The organism is Arthrobacter sp. Soil736 (assembly GCF_001428005.1).
In the GTDB taxonomy this organism is placed as follows: Bacteria; Actinomycetota; Actinomycetes; order Actinomycetales; family Micrococcaceae; genus Arthrobacter.
The window spans coordinates 261,578-283,335 of sequence record NZ_LMSB01000034.1 but is presented as its reverse complement, the minus strand read 5'-3'; the positions used below and the strand labels follow the sequence as shown (position 1 = coordinate 283,335).

General features: G+C 66.3%; 23 protein-coding genes. 17 read left to right on the top strand and 6 right to left on the bottom strand.

Annotated elements, in window-relative coordinates; all coding sequences use genetic code 11:
• Positions 1-41: 41 nt before the first annotated feature.
• From ASG92_RS18300 to ASG92_RS18290, 3 genes are all read left to right on the top strand, one after another.
• Positions 42-605 carry a DUF6286 domain-containing protein gene (locus ASG92_RS18300; protein WP_240987212.1) on the top strand — a complete coding sequence of 188 codons (564 nt, stop codon included), beginning with the start codon at positions 42-44 and terminating at the stop codon, positions 603-605.
• Positions 602-1,213 carry a hypothetical protein gene (locus ASG92_RS18295; protein WP_056631374.1) on the top strand — a complete coding sequence of 204 codons (612 nt, stop codon included), beginning with the start codon at positions 602-604 and terminating at the stop codon, positions 1,211-1,213. The genes ASG92_RS18300 and ASG92_RS18295 overlap by 4 nt, the downstream gene beginning before the upstream one ends.
• Positions 1,214-1,371: 158 nt before the next feature.
• The gene (locus ASG92_RS18290) at positions 1,372-1,686 is read left to right on the top strand and encodes a hypothetical protein (RefSeq protein ID WP_056631372.1); all 315 of its coding nucleotides are present in this window, start codon (positions 1,372-1,374) and stop codon (positions 1,684-1,686) included.
• A 137-nt stretch (positions 1,687-1,823) separates the two neighbouring features.
• On the opposite strand, the gene ASG92_RS18285 is transcribed toward ASG92_RS18290, so the two are convergent.
• The gene (locus tag ASG92_RS18285) at positions 1,824-3,800 is read right to left on the bottom strand and encodes a glycoside hydrolase family 13 protein (RefSeq protein ID WP_056631369.1); all 1,977 of its coding nucleotides are present in this window, start codon (positions 3,798-3,800) and stop codon (positions 1,824-1,826) included.
• Positions 3,801-3,927: 127 nt separating this feature from the next.
• On the opposite strand from ASG92_RS18285, the gene ASG92_RS18280 reads away from it, so the two are divergent.
• The 5 genes from ASG92_RS18280 to ASG92_RS18260 all read left to right on the top strand — a co-directional run bounded on the left by ASG92_RS18280 (position 3,928) and on the right by ASG92_RS18260 (position 8,540).
• On the top strand, positions 3,928-5,211 hold the full coding sequence (locus ASG92_RS18280) for an ABC transporter substrate-binding protein (RefSeq protein WP_056631366.1): 1,284 nt from the start codon (positions 3,928-3,930) through the stop codon (positions 5,209-5,211).
• A gap of 7 nt (positions 5,212-5,218) precedes the next feature.
• Positions 5,219-6,256 carry a sugar ABC transporter permease gene (locus ASG92_RS18275; RefSeq protein WP_056631363.1) on the top strand — a complete coding sequence of 346 codons (1,038 nt, stop codon included), beginning with the start codon at positions 5,219-5,221 and terminating at the stop codon, positions 6,254-6,256.
• Positions 6,253-7,143: a carbohydrate ABC transporter permease gene (locus ASG92_RS18270; RefSeq protein ID WP_056631361.1), complete on the top strand. Its 891-nt coding sequence runs from the start codon at positions 6,253-6,255 to the stop codon at positions 7,141-7,143. The genes ASG92_RS18275 and ASG92_RS18270 overlap by 4 nt, the downstream gene beginning before the upstream one ends.
• Positions 7,140-7,406: a hypothetical protein gene (locus ASG92_RS18265; protein ID WP_056631359.1), complete on the top strand. Its 267-nt coding sequence runs from the start codon at positions 7,140-7,142 to the stop codon at positions 7,404-7,406. The genes ASG92_RS18270 and ASG92_RS18265 overlap by 4 nt, the downstream gene beginning before the upstream one ends.
• An 81-nt stretch (positions 7,407-7,487) precedes the next feature.
• Positions 7,488-8,540, top strand: a complete 1,053-nt coding sequence (locus ASG92_RS18260; RefSeq protein WP_056631356.1) for a LacI family DNA-binding transcriptional regulator — start codon at positions 7,488-7,490, stop codon at positions 8,538-8,540.
• Positions 8,541-8,564: 24 nt separating this feature from the next.
• On the opposite strand, the gene ASG92_RS18255 is transcribed toward ASG92_RS18260, so the two are convergent.
• On the bottom strand, positions 8,565-9,467 hold the full coding sequence (locus tag ASG92_RS18255; protein WP_056631352.1) for a hypothetical protein: 903 nt from the start codon (positions 9,465-9,467) through the stop codon (positions 8,565-8,567).
• 33 nt (positions 9,468-9,500) lie between these two features.
• Positions 9,501-10,307 carry an exodeoxyribonuclease III gene (locus ASG92_RS18250; RefSeq protein ID WP_056631350.1) on the bottom strand — a complete coding sequence of 269 codons (807 nt, stop codon included), beginning with the start codon at positions 10,305-10,307 and terminating at the stop codon, positions 9,501-9,503.
• A gap of 155 nt (positions 10,308-10,462) precedes the next feature.
• On the opposite strand from ASG92_RS18250, the gene ASG92_RS18245 reads away from it, so the two are divergent.
• From ASG92_RS18245 to ASG92_RS18220, 6 genes are all read left to right on the top strand, one after another.
• Positions 10,463-11,962 (top strand): CoA-acylating methylmalonate-semialdehyde dehydrogenase, encoded by a 1,500-nt coding sequence (locus tag ASG92_RS18245; protein WP_056631348.1) that lies wholly within the window; start codon positions 10,463-10,465, stop codon positions 11,960-11,962.
• A gap of 38 nt (positions 11,963-12,000) precedes the next feature.
• Positions 12,001-13,080 (top strand): enoyl-CoA hydratase/isomerase family protein, encoded by a 1,080-nt coding sequence (locus ASG92_RS18240; RefSeq protein ID WP_056632190.1) that lies wholly within the window; start codon positions 12,001-12,003, stop codon positions 13,078-13,080.
• 58 nt (positions 13,081-13,138) lie between these two features.
• Positions 13,139-14,035, top strand: coding sequence for a 3-hydroxyisobutyrate dehydrogenase (gene mmsB, locus ASG92_RS18235; protein WP_056632188.1), 897 nt, complete (start codon positions 13,139-13,141; stop codon positions 14,033-14,035).
• 36 nt (positions 14,036-14,071) lie between these two features.
• Positions 14,072-14,851, top strand: a complete 780-nt coding sequence (locus ASG92_RS18230) for an enoyl-CoA hydratase (protein WP_056631345.1) — start codon at positions 14,072-14,074, stop codon at positions 14,849-14,851.
• A gap of 41 nt (positions 14,852-14,892) precedes the next feature.
• Positions 14,893-15,669, top strand: a complete 777-nt coding sequence (locus tag ASG92_RS18225) for a CPBP family glutamic-type intramembrane protease (protein ID WP_240987190.1) — start codon at positions 14,893-14,895, stop codon at positions 15,667-15,669.
• A 149-nt stretch (positions 15,670-15,818) separates the two neighbouring features.
• Positions 15,819-16,082, top strand: a complete 264-nt coding sequence (locus ASG92_RS18220; RefSeq protein ID WP_056631340.1) for a hypothetical protein — start codon at positions 15,819-15,821, stop codon at positions 16,080-16,082.
• Positions 16,083-16,148: 66 nt separating this feature from the next.
• Here the strand turns inward: ASG92_RS18220 and ASG92_RS18215 are convergent, their stop codons facing one another.
• A complete protein-coding gene (locus ASG92_RS18215) occupies positions 16,149-16,559 on the bottom strand; it encodes a metalloregulator ArsR/SmtB family transcription factor (protein WP_056631338.1) in 411 nt (136 codons plus the stop codon).
• A gap of 320 nt (positions 16,560-16,879) precedes the next feature.
• Here ASG92_RS18215 and ASG92_RS27565 point away from each other — a divergent pair, with 320 nt between their 5' ends.
• Both ASG92_RS27565 and ASG92_RS18210 read left to right on the top strand, forming a co-directional pair.
• A complete protein-coding gene (locus ASG92_RS27565; protein WP_082579591.1) occupies positions 16,880-17,227 on the top strand; it encodes a DUF1508 domain-containing protein in 348 nt (115 codons plus the stop codon).
• Between the two features lie 28 nt (positions 17,228-17,255).
• Positions 17,256-17,933 carry a PAS and ANTAR domain-containing protein gene (locus ASG92_RS18210; RefSeq protein ID WP_056631336.1) on the top strand — a complete coding sequence of 226 codons (678 nt, stop codon included), beginning with the start codon at positions 17,256-17,258 and terminating at the stop codon, positions 17,931-17,933.
• 10 nt (positions 17,934-17,943) lie between these two features.
• On the opposite strand, the gene ASG92_RS18205 is transcribed toward ASG92_RS18210, so the two are convergent.
• Complete coding sequence (locus ASG92_RS18205) at positions 17,944-18,450, bottom strand: MarR family transcriptional regulator (RefSeq protein WP_056631333.1); 507 nt, start codon at positions 18,448-18,450, stop codon at positions 17,944-17,946.
• Positions 18,451-18,453: 3 nt separating this feature from the next.
• The gene (locus ASG92_RS18200; RefSeq protein WP_056631330.1) at positions 18,454-20,214 is read right to left on the bottom strand and encodes an AMP-binding protein; all 1,761 of its coding nucleotides are present in this window, start codon (positions 20,212-20,214) and stop codon (positions 18,454-18,456) included.
• Positions 20,215-20,309: 95 nt separating this feature from the next.
• Between ASG92_RS18200 and ASG92_RS18195 the strand changes: the two genes are divergently transcribed.
• A complete protein-coding gene (locus ASG92_RS18195; RefSeq protein WP_056631327.1) occupies positions 20,310-21,542 on the top strand; it encodes an acyl-CoA dehydrogenase family protein in 1,233 nt (410 codons plus the stop codon).
• Positions 21,543-21,758: the final 216 nt, after the last annotated feature.

Genomic DNA, 21,758 nt, shown 5'->3' with positions numbered 1-21,758 from the left:
GAGAGGGCGCGGCCGGCCCGGCGCATGCCGCCCCGTTCGATATGAAGAGAGTCCTGCGCCGGGAGACGCATTCCTCCCGTGCGGCAGCGGCCGGGCTCGCCGCGGCCCTGGTGGTTCTCCTCTGCCTTTACGCACTCCTTGAGTCCGGGGTGCGCGCCATCGGCCAGCCGCCCTGGCTTATCGATCCCCACACGGCGGCGGATCGGATCGTCGCGCTGCCGGGCGGAATGCCTCCGCTCCTCTTGGGGGTCACGGGGGCCGTGACCGCAGCGGCGGGTCTGTTCTTCTTCCTCAGCGCCGTCCTGCCGGGCCGCCGGGCCCGGCACTTGCTTGAGGACCCGCGCATAGCCGTGGTGGTTGATGACGAAATCATCGCTTCAGCCCTTGCGCGCCGGGCCCGGCTGGCGGCGAACGTCACCCAGGAACAGGTCATGGTGGTGGTGTCCCAGCGGCAGGCCGTAGTGAACGTCCGCCCCACGTCCGGCGTGCCGGTCAGCGAGAACGCAATCCGTGAGGCGGTCGAGGACGAACTGCGTTCCATGGCACCGGTTCCCATGCCCCAGGTACGGATCAATCTCGCGATGTCGGGGGTGATCGGCGCATGACCAGCACGCCCAGGATCCTCAACAGGATCCTCATCGGGATCCTGGGATTCAAGCTCCTGTCGGTGGGGATCCTGCTCATGCTGCTGGCCACTGTTCCCGCCGTCGGGACGTGGTGGCAGTCCTGGTCGCGGAGCGTGTGGGACGGCGCCAACCGGGTGTTTGAGGGCACGCGGTTCCCGGGCCGGACGGAAAGCTGGCTTTGGATCGTCCTGGCCCTGGTCCTGGTTGTGCTGATCGGCCTCATGGTGGCCTGGGTCGCCCAGCAGGGAAAGGGCCGCACCGACCTCCTGCTGGCTGCCGAGGACCCTGGCGGCGTTCCTGGCGACATACGGATCGGAAGCGGCGTGGCCGAACAGGCGCTGAAGAATGCGCTGGCTGAACGCCCCGACGTGGCGGGTGCCACGGTTGCCACGTACGAGGTCCGCGGGCAGCCTGCCCTAAAGATCCGACTGCACCCCAGGCCGGGAGTGCCACCGCAGGTTCTCGCCGCGGACACCTCGGCACTGGTGGCCGCACTGGAAACCGTGGTGGGCCAGCGGACGCCGGTGCTGGTGCACATCGCCGCGGGTGCCCGCACCCGCTTCAGCCGTGCGGAGCGCGTCCGTTGACCTAGCATTCTTTGCCTCATGACGCGTCATGGCCGGACGGTTTGGCCAGGGGATCATCAAGGCCCTAGGTTGAAACACGAGGGCCGGTGGTTGCCCCGTGCCGCCACTGCCCTGGCCGGGCCATCACCCCGGCCAAGCCCGTCGACAAGGAGAACACTGTGAGCGATGAAGTATCAGGAAACCAGGCTGCCAAGGACGGACTCGAAAACGCGGTTGGCCACGCCAAGGAATTTGCCGGTGAGGCAACCGGAAATGTGAAGGAATTTGCTGGTGAGGCAGCCGGCCACGCCAAGGAATTCGCCGGCCAGGCCACGGAAAATGTCAAAGAATTCCTCTCCGGAGATGTTGCGGACAACGCCAAGGAACTTGCCAGTGACGTTGCCGGGAATGCCAAGGAAATTGCGGGAGGCGTTGCCGAGAACGTCAAGGGCCTCGGTGCCAGGATCGCCGGCCTGTTCAAGGGCGGCAACTAGCGGGACCACCGGGTCCGCGGGCTCACCTGCCGCGTCCCTGTAGAAGCGTCCGGCGTGCACCGTCCCGCCGGAGCCCCGAAGAGCGCTGCGTTCCTTTCGGAACGCAGCGCTCTTCGGTTATGAGGCGGAGCGCGGGGCTAACCGGCCACGAGGTACGCGGCCGTGTTGGGGGCAATGACGGCGGTATCCGCGGTTCCACCTGCCTGGACTCCGGATGCCGCAGCGGCCGCGCCCAACGCCGACCGTCCTGCAACAGCCCCGACAACGGCCGGTTCGTCGAAGGCTGGTTCGGCGGCGCCAGCACTGGCACTCGAAAGGGCCACCCGGTAACCGTCAGGCACGGGAGTCGGCTCAGTGCCCATGTTGGCGATCACCAGGATGTCACGGTTCTGGAAGGCCAGGACGCCCAGCTCGGGATCGTGCATGTCGGCCCAGCAGAACGAACCCGAACCCAGGCCGTGGCTCTTGCGCAACGACAGCGCCGAGCGGTACAGCTCCAGCGTTGAACCCTCGACGCCGTCCTGCCGGTCCGCGGCCAGGTCGCGGAACGACTCGGGTTGCGGCAGCCATGGGGCTGACGGCGGGCGGTGACCCGATCCGCCGTCGGACGACCCGCCGGTGTAGGCGTCGGCGAAGCCGTAGCCGGGCTCGCCGGACTTCCATGGCAGTGGGACACGGCACCCGTCGCGTCCGCGCTCGATGCCGTTGGTGCGGAAGAACGTCGGGTCCTGGCGGGCCTCGGCCGGCAGCGTCGTGTGCTCCGGCAGGCCCAGCTCCTCGCCCTGGTACACGTAGGCCGAACCCGGAAGCGCCAGGGACACCAAAGTGGCAGCGCGGGCGCGGGCCAGGCCCAGCACGGCATCGGGCTGCTCGTCCTCCGCGGCAATGCCCTTCGGGAACGTGGTGGGGTCCGCCAGTCCGAAGCGGCTGGTGTGGCGCACGGTGTCGTGGTTGCTCAGGACCCATGTTGACGGCGCCCCTACCGACGCGGCCGCCTCCAGGGAGTCCTCGATGCCGACCGCCATGCGCTGGGCGTCCCAGCCGGCCAGGAGGAAATCGAAATTGAAGGCCTGCTGCATCTCGTCCTTGCGGATGTACCGCGCCAGGCGTTCCGCCGGTTCCACCCAGGCCTCGGCCACCAGCATCCGGTCACCGTCGTACCCGGCCAGCACGCGGTTCCAGTCACGGTAGATCTCATGCACGCCGTCCTGGTCAAAGAAGGGCGACGGCGGGTACAACGGTGATACTGGCTGGTGCCCGGCGTCCTCTCCGGAGCGCTCGTCGGCGGCGCGGTCATGATGATGGTGGGCCGTGTGCGGCTCCACCGCTTCAGAATGCGCGCCCGGGGCGTCCGGCAGGTGCCCGGCCTCGGACGAACCCTCCACCATGGCGGCCACGCCGTCCCAGTCCGGGAGCCCGGCCTCCTTGACCATGCCATGCGCCACGTCCACGCGGAAGCCGTCCACTCCGCGGTCCAGCCAGAACCGCAGCACCGAGCGCATCTCCTCCTGGACTTCCGGGTTCTCCCAGTTCAGGTCGGGCTGCTTGGTGTCGAAAAGGTGCAGGTACCAGTCGCCGGCAGATCCGTCCGGATTCGTGGTCCGCGTCCACGCCGGACCGCCGAAAATGGATTTCCAGTTGTTCGGCGCCAGGTTTCCGTCGCCGGAACCCGCCACCTGGTCCTTCCCGGGCCTGAACATGTAGCGCTCCCGCTCGGCCGAACCCGGCGCGGCCGCCAGAGCCTCCTGGAACCAGACGTGTTCATCAGAAGTGTGGTTCGGTACCAGGTCAACGATGACCTTCAGGCCCAGGCTGTGAGCTTTCCGCAACATGCCGTCGAAGTCTTTCAGCCGGCCAAACATGGGGTCCACCTGTCGGTAGTCGGCAACGTCGTAGCCGGCATCCGCCTGGGGAGATTTGTAGAACGGCGACAGCCAGATCGCGTCCACGCCGAGCCTCTGAAGGTAGGGCAACCGCGCCGTCACACCGGGGAGATCGCCCATGCCGTCCCCGTTGCCGTCAGCGAAGGAGCGGGGATAGATCTGATAGACGACGGCGCTGGCCCACCACGCCGTGATGTCGGAACCGGGCGTTGAAGTAGGGCGATGGGTCATGGTTGCCTCTCCGGTAACAATTAGGTGTAAACGCTTGCATTCCTCACGGCAACGTTACTAGTGTGACTGTCACCACATCAACCGCACCGTGTTTTTTTCATGTCACTCAGCGAGGAGTCTCCTGCCAATGAAAACCCCGAAGTTCTTACTCCCGGTAGCAACTGCCGGCATTCTCGCCCTGACGCTCTCCGCCTGTGGCGGCGGCGGAGGCGGTACCCCGGCAGGTGGCGGCGACGCCGCGGCCGGCCTTGACGGGCGCGGTCCCATCACGTACGTGCAGGGCAAGGACAACAGCAACGTGGTCCGGCCGCTGGTCGCCAAGTGGAACGCCGCGCACCCCAACGAGAAGGTCACGTTCAAGGAACAGACGGACCAGGCCGACCAGCAGCATGATGACATCGTGCAGCACTTCCAGGCCAAGGACGCCGGTTACGACGTTGTTGACGTTGACGTCGTTTGGACAGCAGAGTTCGCCGCCAAGGGCTGGCTGCAGCCGCTCAAGGACAAGATGGCAATTGACACAAGCGCCATGCTGAAGCCAACCGTTGACAGTGGCACGTACAAGGGCACGCTGTATGCCGCGCCTCAGACCTCTGACGGCGCTCTGCTGTACTACCGCAAGGACCTGGTGCCCACGCCGCCCAAGACGTGGGACGAGATGATGAGCATGTGTTCCATCGCCAAGAAAAACAACATCGGCTGCTACGCCGGCCAGTTCACCAAGTACGAGGGCCTGACGGTCAACGCGTCCGAGGCCATCAACTCAGCCGGCGGATCGGTCCTGGACAAGGACGGCAAGCCCAGCCTGAACACCCCCGAGGCCAAGGCCGGCCTGGAGAACCTCGCCAAGGCATACGCAGACGGCAACATCCCCAGGGAAGGCATCACCTTCCAGGAGGAACTGAGCCGGCAGGCGTTCCAGAGCGGCAAGCTGCTGTTCCTGCGCAACTGGCCCTACGTCTACAACCTGGCTACCACCGAGGGTTCGTCTGCGGTGAAGGACAAGCTCGGCATCGCACCGATCCCCGGCGCGAGCGGCCCCGGCGCCTCCTCGCTGGGTGGCCACAACCTGGCTGTCAGCGTCTACTCGAAGAACAAGGCCACTGCCCTGGACTTCCTGAAGTTCATGACTTCGGAAGAATCCGAGAAGTTCTACGCAACCCAGGGTTCGCTGGCCCCCGTGCTGGGGTCGCTGTACACCGACAAGGAACTTGTGGCCAAGCTTCCGTACCTGCCGGTCCTGAAGACGTCCATTGAGAACGCCGTTCCCCGCCCGGTCACCCCGTTCTACCCGGCGGTAACCAAGGCCATCCAGGAAAACGCGTACTCAGCCATCAAGGGCGAGAAGCCCGTGGACACTGCACTGTCAGACATGCAGAAGTCCATCGAATCCGCCGGTGCAGGATCGTAGGTCTGCCATGGCAACCGAAGTAGGCCCGACGCCGGTCAAAGCACCGGCGTCGGGCGGCACCCCGATTCATCACGGGCCCAAGGGCGTTGGTGAGGACAACCAGATCCTGAGCCAGGGCAGGTGGGCCGCATGGCTCCTTGCCCCCACGATCATCGCGTTGGCCATTGTGATCGTTTACCCGATCATCAGTGCCATCGTGATGTCCTTCCAAAAAGACGCCGGGCTCGATCCGGCCACGGGACTCTTCACCGCCGGCGGCCCTGCCGGCGTCCAGAACTACGTGAACTGGATCGCGCAGCAGTGTGCAGCGCCGGCCGGCGGAACCGTCGCCTGCCCGCCGGGCACCCTGGGCGCCCAGTTCTGGTCGGCCACCGCCACCACGTTCTTCTTCACTGTCGTCACCGTTGCGCTTGAGACCGCCCTGGGCTTTTGGATGGCCATGATCATGGCCAGGACCTTCAAGGGCCGGAGCCTTGTTCGTGCGGCTGTACTGGTGCCGTGGGCCATCCCCACCGCCGTGACCGCAAAGCTCTGGTTCTTCATCTTCGCCTTCGAAGGAATCGCCAACAAGCTGTTCAACACCACTATTCTGTGGACCGGCAGCGAGTGGCCGGCGAAGTGGGCAGTGATCATCGCCGATGTCTGGAAGACAACGCCATTCATGGCGCTGCTGATCCTGGCGGGCCTGCAGATGATTCCGGCCGAGGTCTACGAGGCGGCCAAGGTGGACGGTGCCTCGGCCTGGCAGCGGTTCCGGATGATCACCCTCCCGCTGGTTAAGCCGGCGCTCATGGTCGCCGTCCTCTTCCGCACGCTTGATGCGCTCCGGATGTTCGACCTTCCCTACATCCTCACGGGCGGCGCCAACAACACCACAACGCTGTCGATCCTGGTGATCAACCAGATCAGGCAAGGCTTCAACTCTGCCGCGGCGTTGTCGACCATCACGTTCATCATCATCTTTCTTGTCGCTTTCATTTTCGTCCGCTTCCTCGGAGCGAATGTTGTGGAGCAAAGCGGCGCCACCGGTAAGGGGAAGAAATGACCGCCGCGACAACCGAACTGCGCGCGCAGCAGGACAGGGGCAGGAAAGCCGCGCAGAACCGGGAGAAATGGGCGCAGGGCCGCACGTACATCAGTGCGGCAGTGGTCCTGATCTGGTGCCTCGCCCCGGCGTACTGGATGGTGGTGACCGCGTTCCGCGACGTGGGCTTCACCTACGACACCTCGATCCTGCCCACTCACGTCACCCTGGACAATTTCAATACCGCGTTCGACACGTCGTTTGGCAACAGGTTCGGCCAGGCCCTGCTGAACAGCGTGTTCATCGGTGGAGTCGTCACCCTGGTGTCGCTGGTCATCGGTGTGTTCGCCGCCTACGCACTGGCCCGGCTGAACTTCAGGTTCAAGTACATGGTGCTGGGCTTCATCCTGGGTGCTTCCATGTTCCCGGGCGTTGCCCTGATCACCCCGTTGTTCCAGCTGTTCACCAACATCGGCTGGATGGGCACCTATCAGGCGCTGATCATCCCGAATATCTCGTTTGTCCTGCCGCTGACGGTCTACACCATGACCTCGTTTTTCCGCGAAATGCCGTGGGAACTGGAGGAATCGGCCCGTGTGGACGGCTGTACGCAGGGCCAGGCGTTCCGGAAGGTGATTATGCCGCTGGCGGCGCCGGCCATCTTCACCACGGCGATCCTGGCGTTCATCTCCTCCTGGAATGAATTCCTGATCGCCAGCCAGCTGTCCAGCGACGCGACCCAGCCGGTGACGGTGGCAATCGCCAACTTCGCCGGGGCGCAGCCAAACCAGATTCCCTACACGGCCATCATGGCGGCGGGCACCATCGTCACCATTCCGCTCGTCATTCTGGTGCTGGTGTTCCAGCGCAAGATCGTGGCCGGGCTGACGGCCGGCGCAGTCAAATGACGCACGGAGCAGTACCGAAGGGCGGGAAGCCGGCAGCCGGGGTCGGGCCTAAGCGGGTCCGCTCCGGCGAGGACTTCGACATCATCATCGGATTCCTCGGCTTCTGGGCAGTGGTGCTGCTCGTCGCCACGGTCTGGATGGAGTTCACCGCCCAGCCGGCACTCGGGTGGGCGCTGGGCCTGCTGGGTGTGCTCTTGGCGCTGTACGGGATGATCAGGCTGCGCAGGCGCCTTCCCGCACGCACGGCCAAGCGCCGCAGCTGAGCGCCGGCCAGACTAAAATGGTTTCTTGCCGCTGGGAGAATGTCATGGCGGAAATCTGTATAGAGGCTTTGAGGGGTCATCGTGGCGCGCACAACTGACAGGGCACAGCGCGGCGGCCACTCAGGAGTCAGCATTGAGGACGTGGCGGCGGCAGCCGGAGTGTCCACGGCAACCGTGTCCCGCGCCGTGCGCGGCCTGCCGAGGGTTTCACCGGCCACTCGGGAAAAAATTCTCGAAGTGGCCGGTGCCCTGGGGTACGTGGCGTCGTCGTCGGCGTCGGGCCTGGCCACCGGCCGCACCAAGACCATCGGCGTGCTGGCGCCGTTTGTGAGCCGCTGGTTCTTTTCCAAAGCCATCGAGGGCGCAGACCGCGAACTCCACGCGCGCCAGTACAACCTGTCGCTGTTCAACCTGGGTGGCCACGGCAGCCACCGCGAGCGGCTCTTCAGCAAGACCATGGTCTACAAGCAGATCGACGCGCTGCTGGTCCTGTGTATGGCGCTCACCCACGAGGAACTCGAACACCTGCAGAAGATCGAAATCCCCCTGGTGGTGGTGGGCGGACACGTGGAGGAATGCGCCTACATCGGCATCGACGACTACGCTGCCGCCTCCACTGCCGTCAAGCACCTGATCGACCTCGGCCACCGCGATATTGCCCTGCTCCACGGGGACGACGAAACCGACCTTAACTTCGACGTCCCGCGCGTCCGCATCCTGGCCTTCCAGGACGTGATGACTGCGGCGGGACTTGTGGTCCGTCCCGAGTGGGATGAGTGGGGTGACTTCACCGTCCGCAGCGGCCAGGAGGCGTTCCGGCGGCTGTGGGGTCAGCCGGGATCCAAGCCGACCGCCATCTTCTGTGCCTCCGATGAAATGGCCATGGGGGTCATCTTCGAAGCGAACCGTGTGGGCGTCCGGATTCCCGAGGACCTGTCCGTGATTGGGATCGACGACCACGATTTTTCCGACGCCATAGGCCTTACCACTGTGGGCCAGCGGCCTGACGAACAGGCCGAACTGGCCACCAAAATGCTGCTGGACGAGCTGGTGGGGATCGCCGGCTCCGTGCATTCCGCCGTCGCGCCCCACAAACTCATCGTCAGACGCACGACGGCGCCGCCGCGGGCTTAGCGGGCCGGGAACCGGAAAGCCTGGTCAGGAAGCGCGCGCCAGCTGGCGGATGGGGATCCAGCGCGAGGCGAGCCTGCGGTAGGCGGCGGCCGCGCCGGTCATGTCTCCCTCGGCGAGACACTCGATCCCAAGGCGCACGTCCATGGGGGAGTCGTCCGGGTAGACCTTGTCCGCCACGGCACCATAGTCGAGTTCCACCATGGAATCCGCGTGGAACAGCTCCAGCCATTCAGTGAGCTGGGTCAGGTCATCCAGCATGTCCAGGTCGGGCGCCGCCAGGGCCAGGTTCGCCACCGCGTAGCGCACCCTGTCCAGCGCCTCGGCTATGCGTGCCCACACCCGGACGGTCAGGATCCGGCCGCCGGACTCCACCACGTCCTGCGGGTCGGACTCCAGGAACAGCGAGAACCAGCTGAAGGGGATTCCCCACGTGGAGGCCCGGGTGTGCACCCGGGCAATGCCATCGCGGGCGTTGACCTGGTCGATCCGCTCCTGGTGCCGGTCCCGCTGCTCCTCCGGTATCAGCAATTCGGCCAGAGGGCCGTGGATTCCTTCCATGAGCGCGTTGGCAGCCAGTCCGGCCCGCAGCACAAGCTGGCTGGGGCAGTACAGCAGGGCGGCGCCGTCGGACGTGTCCGCGCCGGCAGGCTCCTTCGTGGCGTCGTCCCCGACCGGAATACCCGGCGCCCGGGTGACGCGCACCAGGTCGGTCCGTCCCGTGGGGAACGGATCTCCGCCGGGCCGCGTGATCCGTCCCAGCGAGGCCAGCAGCTCGGCGTTTTCGACTGCGGCGCGGGAAACTGCCCGCTTGCCCGCGGCTTTGAGGGCGGCCCGCTGGTCCTCGGGGAAGGCCTCCAGCGGTTCGTAGACCCGGAGCGTGGACGAGAACGGCAGCCCGGCCTGCCCCCGGTAAAGGCTTCCCGTCATGAGCGCCTGCCTGTCATCGACGTTCAGTCCCCATCAGTCGGCCAGCTCCACGATCACCGGCGCGTGGTCAGAGGCGCCTTTGCCCTTGCGTTCCTCGCGGTCGATCGAGGCGCCGGTGACGCGGGCCGCAAGGGCAGGGGAGGCCAGGACGAAGTCGATCCGCATGCCTTCCTTCTTCGGGAAGCGCAGCTGCGTGTAGTCCCAGTAGGTGTAGACGCCGGGACCCGGCGTGTGCGGCCGCACGACGTCGGAGTAGCCGACGGCCTCGAAGGCGCGGAACGCGGCGCGCTCGGGTTCGCTGACGTGGGTGAGGCCCTGGGAAAGAAACAGATCGATGTCCCAGACGTCGTCGTCCGTGGGCGCGATGTTCCAGTCGCCCATCAGGGCGATCTGCGCCTCGGGGTTCTCGGAGACCCAGCCGGCGGCGTGGTTCTTGAGGGCGGCAAGCCACTCGAGCTTGTAGGGCATGTGCTCGTCGTCGAGGGAGCGGCCGTTGGGGACGTACAGGCTCCAGACCCGGACTCCGCCGCAGGTGGCCGCCATGGCGCGGGCCTCCTGGATGGGGTCCTTGCCCGCCTTGCCGAACGCCGGCTGGTCCACGAAGGCGCGCTCGACGTCCTCGAGGCCCACCCGGGAGGCAATGGCCACGCCGTTCCACTGGCTGACGCCGTAGTGCGCCACCTCGTAGCCCATCCGTTCGAACAGCTCCCACGGAAAGTTGTCGTCCTTGCACTTCGTTTCCTGGATGGCCAGGACATCGCAGTCAGTGCGCTGCAGCCAGGCCTCCACACGGTCGGCGCGGGCACGGAGCGAGTTCACATTCCAGGTAGCAATCTTCACAGTTCCTAACTTACCGAACTTGGGCCCCGGGCGGATGGTGGGCGGCCCGGGTGCCGGAGTGCCCGTCCGCATCCCCGGACTCTGGAATTTAGTAGGAAGTCCGAGTATATTCAGCTCCAAGATGACCCGGGTCACATGCAAAGGAGCATTCCACCATGGTGCGCGAACTGTCCCACTACGTTGACGGCCGGAGGGTGGAGGGCACCTCCGGAAGGTTCAGCGACGTCTATGACCCCTGCACCGGCGAGGTCCAGTCAAAGCTTCCGCTGGCCAGCGCCGAGGAAGTCCGGAACATCATCTCCAGCGCCGAAAAGGCCCAGCTGGAGTGGGGCGCCATGAACCCGCAGCGCCGCGGGCGGATCCTGCTCAAGTTTGTGGACCTGGTGAACGAGCACCTGGACGAGCTGGCCAGGCTCCTCTCCTCTGAGCATGGCAAGACCGTTCCGGATGCCAAGGGGGACATCCAGCGCGGCATCGAGGTGGTGGAGTTCGCCGCCGGCGCCCCGCATCTGCTCAAGGGTGAGTTTTCGGACGACGCCGGTTCAGGCATTGACGTTCATTCCATGCGTCAGCCGCTGGGCGTGGTGGCGGGCATTACGCCGTTCAACTTCCCCGCCATGATCCCGCTCTGGAAGTCCGGTCCCGCACTGGCGGCGGGCAACGCCTTCATCCTTAAACCCTCGGAACGGGATCCCTCCGTGCCACTTCGCCTGGCCGAGCTCTTCACCGAGGCGGGCGTGCCGGACGGCGTGTTCAACGTGGTCAACGGGGACAAGGAAGCCGTGGACGCGCTGCTTGAGGACGACCGCGTCAAGGCGATCGGCTTTGTGGGGTCCACGCCGATTGCCCAGTACATCTATGCCACGGCGGCCGCCCACGGCAAGCGGGCGCAGTGCTTCGGCGGCGCCAAAAACCACATGGTGATCATGCCGGACGCGGACCTCGACATGGCCGCGGACGCCCTGATCGGGGCGGGGTACGGTTCCGCAGGCGAACGCTGCATGGCCATCTCGGTGGCTGTTCCCGTGGGGGAGGACACCGCGGACAGGCTCGTCTCACGGCTCCAGGAGCGGATCAAGGGGCTGAAGGTGGGCCACAGCCTGGACAAGGACTCCGACTTCGGCCCCGTGGTGGCGGCCGCCGCGAAGGAGCGGATCGAGGGGTATATCCAGTCCGGCGTGGAGGACGGCGCCACGCTGGTGACAGACGGCCGCGGGATCACCGTGGACGGCTACGAAGGCGGCTTCTGGGTTGGCCCCACGCTCTTCGACAACGTCACCAAGGACATGAAGATCTACAAGGAGGAGATCTTCGGCCCCGTGCTGAGCGTCCTCCGCGCAGCCGACTACGACGAGGCCCTGCGGCTCTGCAGCGAGCACGAGTTCGGCAACGGCGTGGCCATCTTCACCCGCGACGGCGACGCAGCCCGGGACTTCGCCAGCCGCGTGCAGGTGGGCATGGTGGGCATCAACGTTCCCATTCCGGTGCCCATCGCGTACTACACCTTCGGCGGCTGGAAGGCCTCCGGCTTCGGGGACCTCAACCAGCACGGCGCGGACGCCTTCCGCTTCTACACCAAGACCAAGACAGTGACCACCCGCTGGCCTTCCGGCATCCGTCAGGGCGCCAGCTTCACCATGCCGGAAGGAAGCTGATGACCGGAACATCCCCTGACGCCAGCCCCGCGAACACCATGCCCGAGGAAGCAGCGCCTGAGGAGGCAGTGCCCGAAGAGGTGCTGTTCGAACGGCGCGGCCGCCTCGGCGTGGTGACGCTGAACCGGCCCAAAGCGGTCAACGCGCTCACCGCCGGGATGGTGGCGGCGATGCTGGATCAGCTGACCGCCTGGGCGGACGACGACGGCGTGGCGGCCGTTCTGGTGCAGGGTTCCGGTCAGCGCGGATTGTGCGCCGGCGGCGACATCGTGGCGATTTACCGGGACATGCTCGCGGGAGGTGACGAAACGGCCGGTTTCTGGGAGGCCGAATACCGGCTGAATTCGCTCGTCGCGCGCTACCCGAAGCCGTACGTGGCGTTCATGGACGGGCTGGTGCTGGGCGGCGGCGTGGGCATCTCTGCCCACGGTTCCGTGCGCATCGTCACCGAGCGGACCCGGACGGGCATGCCCGAGACCACCATCGGATTCGTGCCCGACGTCGGCGGCACACTGCTGCTCTCGCGCTCGCCGGGGGAGTCCGGCACCCATTCGGCACTGACCGGGGCGCACCTGAGCGGCGCCGATGCGCTGTTCCTGGGCCTCGCGGACCACTTCGTTCCGTCCGAAAGGCTCGCCGACCTCGCGGCGGCGCTGGAAAACGAAGCCGCGGAAGCCGCCGTCGGGCGTTTTTCCGGCCACGCCCCCGCCTCGGGGCTGGAGGAACAGCGGGACTGGATCGACGCCTGTTACGCCGCCGACGACGCCGAGGAAATCGTCCGGCGGCTGCGTGCCGCCGGCGGTGAGGCCGCGGAGGCAGCGGACACCATTGAGGCGAAGTCGCCCACGGCGGTCAAGGTGGCACTGGCATCGCTGCGCAGGGTCAGGGGGCTGAGCCTCGACGAAGCGCTCGCCCAGGAGTACCGCGTGGGTCTGCGATGCCTGGCCGGCCCGGACTTCCGGGAAGGAATCCGCGCGCAGGTGGTGGACAAAGACCGCAACCCCAACTGGCGGCCGGCCACGCTCGGCGAAGTGCGCGCGCACGACGTCGAGAGGTACTTTGCGCCGTTGGGGGACAGGGAGTTGGTTCTTTTGGAGAAGGAGACGGGCCGTGCCTGACGATGCAACGCCGGATGTAGCGGGAGCCGCGGGCGATTCCGCGGCCAGGAAGGAACACATCGCCTTCCTCGGGCTGGGCCACATGGGCGGGCCCATGGCCGTCAACCTGGTCAAGGCGGGCTATACGGTCACCGGATTCGACGTCGTGCCCGCGGCGGTGGAAGCCGCGCGGGAGCATGGCGTACCGGTCGCCGCCGGCGCCGCCGAAGCCGTCGCCGGGGCTGACGTGGTGCTCACCATGTTCCCGAGCGGGCAGCATGTGCTGGACGCGTACCTCGGCACGGAGGGGCAGCCCGGGCTGCTCGCCGCCGCCGCGGCGGACACCATGTTCCTGGACTGCTCCACCATCAACGTGGACGAGGCCAGGGGAGCGGCCAGGCTGGCCCTGGACGCCGGGCACCGCTCCGTGGACGCGCCGGTCTCCGGTGGCGTTGTGGGCGCCGAGGCCGGCACATTGACGTTCATGGTGGGCGCGCTGCCGGAGGACTTTGAGGCGGTGCGGCCCATGCTGGACGTGATGGGCAAGCGCGCAGTCCTCTGCGGGGAGCACGGCGCAGGGCAGGCGGCGAAGATCTGCAACAACCTCATCCTGGGCGTGTCCATGATCGCGGTGAGCGAGGCGTTCGTGCTGGGCGAGAAGCTGGGGCTGACGAATCAGGCTCTGTTCGACGTCGCTTCCGCGGCGTCAGGCCAGTGCTGGGCGCTCACCACCAACTGCCCCGTGCCGGGACCCGTGCCCACCAGTCCGGCCAACCGGGATTATCAGCCCGGATTCGCCGGGGCGCTGATGGCGAAGGACCTGAGGCTGGCCCTGAATGCCGTCCAGAGCACCGGCGTCGCGGCCCGGATGGGTCCGCTGGCCTCTGAAATTTACGATGCCTTTGCCGCTGAAGGCGGCGCCGGGCGCGACTTTTCCGGCATCATCACCGACATCCGGGACAAGTCCGGAAAGTAGTCTTAGTTTTCATCACCAAGCACCGAAGGGGCATGCATGACGCACGAGTACGGGAACATTCTGGTGGAGCGCCGGGGGCGCGTTGGGCTCGTAACCCTGAACCGGCCCGAGGCGCTGAACGCCCTGAACATGGCGACCCTGGATGAGCTCGTTGCCGCGGTCACGGCGATGGACACGGATCCCGGCGTGGGCGCCGTCGTGATCACGGGGTCGGGCAAGGCGTTCGCCGCCGGCGCCGACATCAAGGAAATGGCCTCCCAGGGCTACATGGAGATGTACGACGCCGACTGGTTCCGCGGATGGGAAGACCTCACCAGGCTTCGCATACCGCTGATCGCCGCCGTGTCCGGCTTTGCCCTGGGCGGCGGCTGCGAACTGGCCATGATGTGCGATTTCATCATCGCCGGAGATAACGCCAAGTTCGGCCAGCCCGAAATCAACCTGGGGGTTCTTCCGGGGATGGGCGGCTCCCAGCGGCTCACCCGCGCCGTGGGCAAGGCCAAGGCCATGGACATGATCCTCACCGGCCGGTTCATCGACGCGGACGAGGCGGAACGCTCCGGGCTCGTGGCCAGGGTGGTGCCGGCAGGGGACACCGTGGAAGAGGCGCTGAAAGCCGCCGCGGTGATCGCGTCAAAGTCCAAGCCGGCGGCCATGCTGGCCAAGGAAGCCGTCAACGCGGCCTTCGAGACGGGGCTGGCGCAGGGCGTGCTGTTCGAGCGCCGCCTGTTCCATTCGCTCTTCGCCACCGAGGACCAGAAGGAAGGCATGGCGGCTTTCGCGGAGAAGCGCCAGCCGGAGTTCAGGCACCGGTGAGCATGCCCCTGGCCGTGCAGCGCACTGTCAAGGGGACATCCATGCGCGTTGTACCGGCCGCGATGCTGTCGCTGTCCGGCTTCATCCTGTTCGGGCTGGACCAGAGCGCTCCCGGATACGCCCTCCTGGCGTGTTCGCTGATCCTGGCCGCCTTGGTGGACCTTGGGCTGTTCCGGGACCTGGCCCTGATCGCGGCCGGAATCGCCATCATCAGCGCCGTGCCGATCACCACGGACGTCAGCACGTCCCACATGCTCGTCATGGGATCCGCGATGGTGCTCGCCGTAGGGATCCCCTATACCGTTTCGCGCTTCGTCACCAAGGAGCACGCGGTGGTTTTTCCGGTCCGGACCGGGCAGAAGTGGACCCGGGCCGAGAAGTGGTACCTGCCGGCCGTCGTGGTGATCGGTTATGCCCTGCTGCCTGTCTACATGATCAGGACCGGGGTCTACATGAACTGGCCGGCCGTGCACGACCCCGAAGGCATCACCCGGCTCTTCGTGGGCACCAACGCCCTGGGCATCTGGGACGAACTGTTTTTCATCTGCACGGCGTTCGCACTGCTCCGGAGGCACCTGCCCGACTGGCAGGCCAACCTGCTGCAGGCCGTCCTGTTCACATCATTTCTGTGGGAACTGGGATTCCGGTCCTGGGCGCCGCTGTTCATCTACCCCTTCGCGCTCCTGCAGGCACGCCTCTTCACCGTGACCAAGTCGCTGTCCTACATTGTCAGCGTCCACCTGCTCTTCGACTTGGTGCTGTTCCTGGTGCTGCTCCATGCCCACAACCGCGCATGGATCGACATTTTTCTGTACTGAGGACCGGCTGATCGAGCGTGCCGGATCCGGCTACCACCGCCCGCCCGATTCCGTATTCTGTTCGCCGCGGGGATTTCACCCGCCGTTAAGCGCGGTGCTCTAGCCTTGCACTTCAAGCAACTGGCAACTGTGCGGGAAGGGAAACGATCGTGGACAATATTGCCGCGGTACTGGGACGACTCACCCCGGATGAACTCGAGGAAATCCACGCCGCGGGGCCCCAGGGCCACCTCACCCGCCGGATCGTTGAGGCGCTTGATCGCGCGGCAGGCGGGCCGGGGTCCGGGCGCGGCTACTACGTGCCTGCAGGAAGCGTCAGCGGGACCGGGAGTCCCCATCTGGTCCTAAGGAGCGACGTCGCGGCGTGGCTTTTCGGGAGGCCTGCCGCGGCCGCCGTGGCCAATCCCGCCTGATGCGCTGACGCTGGCTCTCCCGATGCGCTGGCGCGGGGCACAGCCTCGTACGGCAGCGCGCAGCGGCTAGAGAGACGCCGCCTGGCGGCTGCTGGCGCCGACGGCCGCCAGTCCGGCGACTGACGGCACACCGCCAGCCTGGATGCCGCTAGCCGGAGGAAAACCGCTGGCCTGGAGGACGGTGCCAAGGAGTCCCCGCGCCGCGGCGAGAACCTCGCTGACGTCGTTGCAGGAGAGCTCGTAGAACAGACGGCCGTCCTTCCGCGACGGGACGATCAGGCGCTGGCGCCGGAGGATGCCCAGGTGCTGGGAAAGGTTCGACGCCTCAAGGCCCGTCCCGTCCCGCAGGTGGCTCACTGCGACCGGTCCGTCAACCATCATCTCTAATATGAGGATCCGCGCGGGGTGACCCATGGATTTGAACAGCTCAGCCTTCACCTCCGTCCGGATCACGCCCTCTGGCATGTCATCCGTCATGGGATTCCTTCCGCTGAATTCCTGATTCCGGCGCCGAAAAATTGGATCTAGCTCCAAGTATAGAGACAGAACGGTCTGTCTCGAGATGCCACCCAATCCTTGCTCCGCAATGTGTCATCACCGGGCGACGCATGGCCGTTCTTTGCCCGGCTCCGGCGCGGACAAGGCTTGCCAAGAGAGCCCCGGCTAGTTCACAATTTCATAAATTCATCAATTCGAACCCCGGGACATCTGCGGGGTGACGGTGCGGAAACTTCAGCTGCCTCCGGTGACGACGGCGTCGACGGAGGCTGGGTGATCCCTGGATCCAGGAGGACTTTATGGCTGGCATGTTCGAACTTTTCATCGACGCAGACGCTTCTTTCAGATTTCAGCTCACCGCACCGGACGGGACCGTGATGGCGGTGTCCCGGTCTTTTCCTAGCAAGGCAGCCGCAGTAGAAGGTATCGCTGCCGTACGCGAATACGCCGGTATGGGCCACGTACGCGAGTTGGCAGAAGCGCCCCCAGACCGCCGTGCGGCGCATCAGCCTGCAGCGGCACTGGGAGGAACAGCCCGGCGGGGCCTGCCCGCCCGGCCTGAGCTGCGGCCTTCCTGCAAGGAATCCGTCCCTGCCCTGTCGCTCGCGGCCTCTTTCGTCCGATATCCCGCCGGTGCCCGAGGATGAGCGGGCAGGTGGCGCAGAAGATGCCCCGATGAACATCCCGAAGACCGTCCGGACCTACTCGAGTGCCCTCGGGGGGGAGGCGGACGGCGTTGCCGGCACCTTCCGCTATGACGCAGCCACCCGGCGGCTGGACTGGTCGGATGAGCTCTACGCCCTTCATGGGTACAGCCGCGGGGAGATCGTCCCGACGCTCGAGCTGCTCCTTTCCCATAAGCATCCGGACGACAGGGAACGCTGCCAGGACATTTTCGCCGCGGCCTGCGCCTCGGGAGGATACTTCTGCAGCTACCACCGCCTCATCGACGCCCGCCTGCGCGAACACCGCGTCCTGACGGCGGGGGAGGCGCGGATGGAGGCCGGAACCCTGCGGGCTGTTGACGGGTTCATCATTGACCTCACAAGCACCCTGCACTGGGAAACAGAGCGGGCGTCCCGGGAAGCGGTTGAAAGAGCCCTAGGCACGCGGAGCACCATAGAGCAGGCCAAGGGAATCCTGATGGGGGCCCTGCGCATGGGTTCTGACGCCGCGTTCCAACTGCTGGCCACGTACAGCCAGCACACCAACATCAAAGTGGCCAGCACGGCCTCCGACCTCGTGCAGCTGGCCAACAATCCGCACCAGCACGCATTGCTCGACACATTCATCGAAGAGCTGCGCCGGCCCTCTGAAATCCGTTCGGAAGGGGACTCCGTTCCCGGCCGCTAGCCGCGGGCTGTCACTCGGAAAAGTCCCCGGCTCCCCGGCGGAAATCGCCCAGGATGCGGATGAGCTGGTCAACGTCCCGGTCCGCGAAGCCGGACTGGCTGAAAACTTCAGTGTTGAGCACCGCCGTCGCGCTCTTCGCAAGGGTGCGCCCCTCCGCGGTGAGCTCGATCAGCGTGGTGCGTCCGTCCGTGGGGTGCGGTGAACGGACCACCAGCCCGGCCTTTTCCAGGCGGTCGACGGCGTTGGTCACCGACGTGGGATGGACCTGGAGCAGGGCGCTCGCCTTGTTCATGGGCAGCGCGCCGCTCCGGGCGAAACTCAGCAGCGCCAGCAGTTCGTAGCGGGCAAACGTCAGGCCGAAGGGTTTCAGCGCTCCCTCGATCCGGGCCAGGAGTATCTGCTGCGTGCGCATGATCGCGGTGACGGCGGCCATCGGCGCGGCGACGTCCCCCCAGCCGTGGCGCTCCCAGTTGCGCTGTGCATCGGCAATGGGGTCGCGGGGCAGCGGTGCGTTCATGGCTCAGCCCTGCTTTTTCAGGCCCGGGAAATCCGCTTCCGAATATTCCTTCCCGAGGCCGGCCTGAATCGCAGCGCCGGAAACCGTAGCGCCGGACGCGCCGTGCCGGACCTCCTCGCTGTGCCGCAGCTCAACGCGCCGGATCTTGCCGGAAATGGTCTTCGGCAGCTCTGTGAATTCGATCCGGCGGATGCGCTTGAACGGCGCCAGATGGTCGCGGCAGTAGCGCAGGATCTCCTCGGCCAGCTCCGGCCCGGGCTCATGACCGGCCGCGAGGACCACGAACGCCTTGGGCACCGACAGCTTGAGCGGGTCAGGGGACGGGACCACTGCGGCCTCCGCCACGGCCGGATGCTCAATCAGTACGCTCTCCAGCTCGAACGGGGACAGCCGGTAGTCGGAGGACTTGAAGACGTCGTCGTCGCGGCCCACATACGTGATGATCCCCCGCTCGTCCCGGCTGGCCATGTCGCCCGTGTGATAGTAGCCGCCGCGGAAGGCGTCCGCCGTCTTGTCCGGATCGCCGTAGTAGGACTTCATCAGGCCCGCGGGCCGCGGGTCCAGGCGCAAGCAGAGTTCGCCGTCGTCGGATTCCTCACCGGTGGCAGGGTCAACAAGCACCACGTCATAGCCCGGGAGGGGCTGGCCCATGGCGCCGATTTTCACCGGCTGGCCGGGGGTGTTGGCCACCTGGACCGTGGTCTCGGTCTGGCCGAAGCCGTCGCGGATGGTCTGACCCCAGGCGCGCTGCACCTGCCCGATCACCTCGGCGTTGAGCGGCTCGCCGGCGGACACCACCTTGGTGGGCGGATTCTTCAGCAGGCCGAGATCAGCCTGGATGAGCATCCGCCAGACCGTCGGCGGGGCGCAGAAGCTGGTGACCTTCTCCCGGTCCATCTGTTCCATCAGGGCGCGGGCATCGAAGCGCTCGTAGTTGTAGACGAACACGCAGGCCTCCGCGATCCACGGGGTGAACACGTTGGACCAGGCGTGCTTGGCCCAGCCCGGGGATGCCACGTTGAGGTGCACGTCGCCGGGCTCCAGGCCGATCCAATACATCGTGGACAGGTGGCCCACGGGATAGGACGTGTGCGTGTGCTCCACGAGCTTGGCCTTGGAAGTGGTGCCCGAGGTGAAATACAGCAGCAGCGTTTCGTCGGCCTTGGTGGGGGCATCCGGGGTGAAGTCCGCCGGGGCCGCCGCGGACTCCGTGTACCGGGCGGCACCTGGCGCCGCATCCGCGGCGGAAGCTCCGCCGTCGCCGATTTCAATGAGCCTGTAGTCTCCGGGAACGTCTGCGAACTTGCCGATGTTGGAACTTCCGACGGCGGCCCAGCCTGCCTCGCCGCGCTCCACGCGGTCCTTCAGGTCGGCCGGACCCATGAGCGTGGTGGTGGGGATGAGGACGATGCCGAGCTTGATGCCGGCCAGCATGAGCTCCCAGAGCTCCACCTGGTTTCCCAGCATGATGACCATGCGGTCCCCGCGTTTCACCCCCTGGCCGCGGAGCCAGTTGGCCACCTGGTTTGAACGCGCCGACAACTCGGCGAAGCTGCGGCGCGTCGCCGAGCCGTCCTGCTCGACGATCACCAGCGCCGGATTGCTCCCTGTAGCCGGATCGGCGGCAATGGCGTCGAACCAGTCGAGCGCGAAGTTGAACTCCTCCAGCCGCGGCCACTCGAAGGTGCTCCTCGCCTGGCCGTAGTCATGGCGCAGGGCGAGCAGTTGGTCGCGTGCTGCACGGAAGTCGTCGGTGACTGTCATGGGGCACCTTTCGCCTTTGGAATCCACGTCCTAGTGATCCACATCACTGTGCAATATACTAGGACATCCAAGGGTTTGGAAGAGCGAAGGGACCTATGCCCGTGCAGCCACAAGGACGTGACAGCGGACAATCAACCGAAACGACGGCGGTTAGTGCTGACGCCGCCGCGCCGCCCTTTCCGGACGCGGACCTGATGTACATCGCGGACCTGCTGCCTGCCGGCGAGCGGCAGCGCTACCTCGACACCAGGGAGTTCCTGCAGTCCCGGGTACGCGCCCAGTCCATCGACTACTGGAACCGCGAGGAGTTCCCCTTCGGGCTCCTGGCTGAGCTGGGAAAGCGCGGACTCGGCGGGCTGCAGACGGACGGCACATCCAAGCTCTTCAAGGGCCTCATGTACGTGGAAGTGGCCCGGGCCGACGTGTCGCTGTCCGCCTTGGTGGGCATCCACAACGAGCTCATCGTGGGCATGATCAACGAGCTTGGCTCCGACGAACAAAAGCGCCGCTGGTTGCCCGGCCTGACGGCTTTCACGCAGCTGGGGGCCTTTGCGCTCACTGAGCCGGAGCACGGTTCGGACATCGCCGGCGGCCTGGCCACCACGGCCCGGCTCGAGAATGGCGAATGGGTGATCAGCGGGGCCAAACGGTGGATCGGCGCCGGCACCATTGCCGACTTTGCCCTGGTGTGGGCCCGGGATGTGGCCGACCAGCAGATCAAGGGCTTCATCGTGGAAACGGACCGCCCGGGCTATGCGGCCACGAAGATCGCCAACAAGATCGGGCTGCGGATCATGCAGAACGCGGACATCGTGCTCCAGGACGTCCGGATCCCGGAGGCAAACCTGCTCCCTGGCGCCACCGATTTCTCCAAGGCCAACGAGCTCCTGCGGGATTCGCGTGCCTGGGTGGGCTGGCAAGGTGCCGGGATCCAGCTGGCCGCGTTCGACGTCGCCCGTTCCTATTCACTGCAGCGCAAGCAATTCGGCAAGGAACTGGCCAGCTTCCAGCTTGTCCAACAGCAGCTGGCCGAGATCCTCGGCAATGCGTCCGCGTCGCTGGCGCTGATGGTTCAGCTTGCCCGGATCCAGGAGGACGGCAAGCTGGAAATGGCGCAGGCCGCCATGGCCAAGGCCACCACCACCAGGCTCGCGCGCGCCTCGGTGGCCATGGGACGTTCCCTGCTGGGCGGCAACGGCATCAGCAGCGACTTCGAGATGGGCAAACTGTTCGGCGACGCCGAGATCCTTTACACCTACGAGGGCAGCTACGAGATCAACTCGCTGATCGTAGCCCGTGCCGTGACGGGGAAATCGGCCTTCGTGTAGGGCCGGGCCGCACCCGTTCGGCGGCGCGGCGGCAAATTTGCACCACTTTCCTGCCGGGACCGGGGCCTCAGGGTTGGAATTCCGCGGCCTGGCCGGGACTGGCCGCGGGGTCGTGGCGGCAAAACGGTGCAGAAATGTGGTGTCTTCCCGCTTCGCGTGCGGGCGGAAGAGGGAACCCCCATGGCTGTTTCCTTTGGAACCTGGGTCCGGCGCCGC

What these genes read in the sequence shown, in the direction of transcription:
- ASG92_RS18230 (WP_056631345.1), top strand. Translation starts at nt 14,072, where the DNA reads ATGACGCACGAGTACGGGAACATTCTGGTGGAGCGCCGGGGGCGCGTT.
- ASG92_RS18255 (WP_056631352.1), bottom strand. Translation starts at nt 9,467, where the DNA reads ATGACGGGAAGCCTTTACCGGGGGCAGGCCGGGCTGCCGTTCTCGTCC.
- ASG92_RS18295 (WP_056631374.1), top strand. Translation starts at nt 602, where the DNA reads ATGACCAGCACGCCCAGGATCCTCAACAGGATCCTCATCGGGATCCTG.
- ASG92_RS18245 (WP_056631348.1), top strand. Translation starts at nt 10,463, where the DNA reads ATGGTGCGCGAACTGTCCCACTACGTTGACGGCCGGAGGGTGGAGGGC.
- ASG92_RS18280 (WP_056631366.1), top strand. Translation starts at nt 3,928, where the DNA reads ATGAAAACCCCGAAGTTCTTACTCCCGGTAGCAACTGCCGGCATTCTC.
- ASG92_RS18270 (WP_056631361.1), top strand. Translation starts at nt 6,253, where the DNA reads ATGACCGCCGCGACAACCGAACTGCGCGCGCAGCAGGACAGGGGCAGG.
- ASG92_RS18225 (WP_240987190.1), top strand. Translation starts at nt 14,893, where the DNA reads ATGCGCGTTGTACCGGCCGCGATGCTGTCGCTGTCCGGCTTCATCCTG.
- ASG92_RS18200 (WP_056631330.1), bottom strand. Translation starts at nt 20,214, where the DNA reads ATGACAGTCACCGACGACTTCCGTGCAGCACGCGACCAACTGCTCGCC.
- ASG92_RS18285 (WP_056631369.1), bottom strand. Translation starts at nt 3,800, where the DNA reads ATGACCCATCGCCCTACTTCAACGCCCGGTTCCGACATCACGGCGTGG.
- ASG92_RS18195 (WP_056631327.1), top strand. Translation starts at nt 20,310, where the DNA reads ATGCCCGTGCAGCCACAAGGACGTGACAGCGGACAATCAACCGAAACG.
- ASG92_RS27565 (WP_082579591.1), top strand. Translation starts at nt 16,880, where the DNA reads ATGGCTGGCATGTTCGAACTTTTCATCGACGCAGACGCTTCTTTCAGA.
- ASG92_RS18300 (WP_240987212.1), top strand. Translation starts at nt 42, where the DNA reads ATGAAGAGAGTCCTGCGCCGGGAGACGCATTCCTCCCGTGCGGCAGCG.
- ASG92_RS18240 (WP_056632190.1), top strand. Translation starts at nt 12,001, where the DNA reads ATGCCCGAGGAAGCAGCGCCTGAGGAGGCAGTGCCCGAAGAGGTGCTG.
- ASG92_RS18210 (WP_056631336.1), top strand. Translation starts at nt 17,256, where the DNA reads ATGAACATCCCGAAGACCGTCCGGACCTACTCGAGTGCCCTCGGGGGG.
- ASG92_RS18205 (WP_056631333.1), bottom strand. Translation starts at nt 18,450, where the DNA reads ATGAACGCACCGCTGCCCCGCGACCCCATTGCCGATGCACAGCGCAAC.
- ASG92_RS18275 (WP_056631363.1), top strand. Translation starts at nt 5,219, where the DNA reads ATGGCAACCGAAGTAGGCCCGACGCCGGTCAAAGCACCGGCGTCGGGC.
- ASG92_RS18215 (WP_056631338.1), bottom strand. Translation starts at nt 16,559, where the DNA reads ATGACGGATGACATGCCAGAGGGCGTGATCCGGACGGAGGTGAAGGCT.
- ASG92_RS18265 (WP_056631359.1), top strand. Translation starts at nt 7,140, where the DNA reads ATGACGCACGGAGCAGTACCGAAGGGCGGGAAGCCGGCAGCCGGGGTC.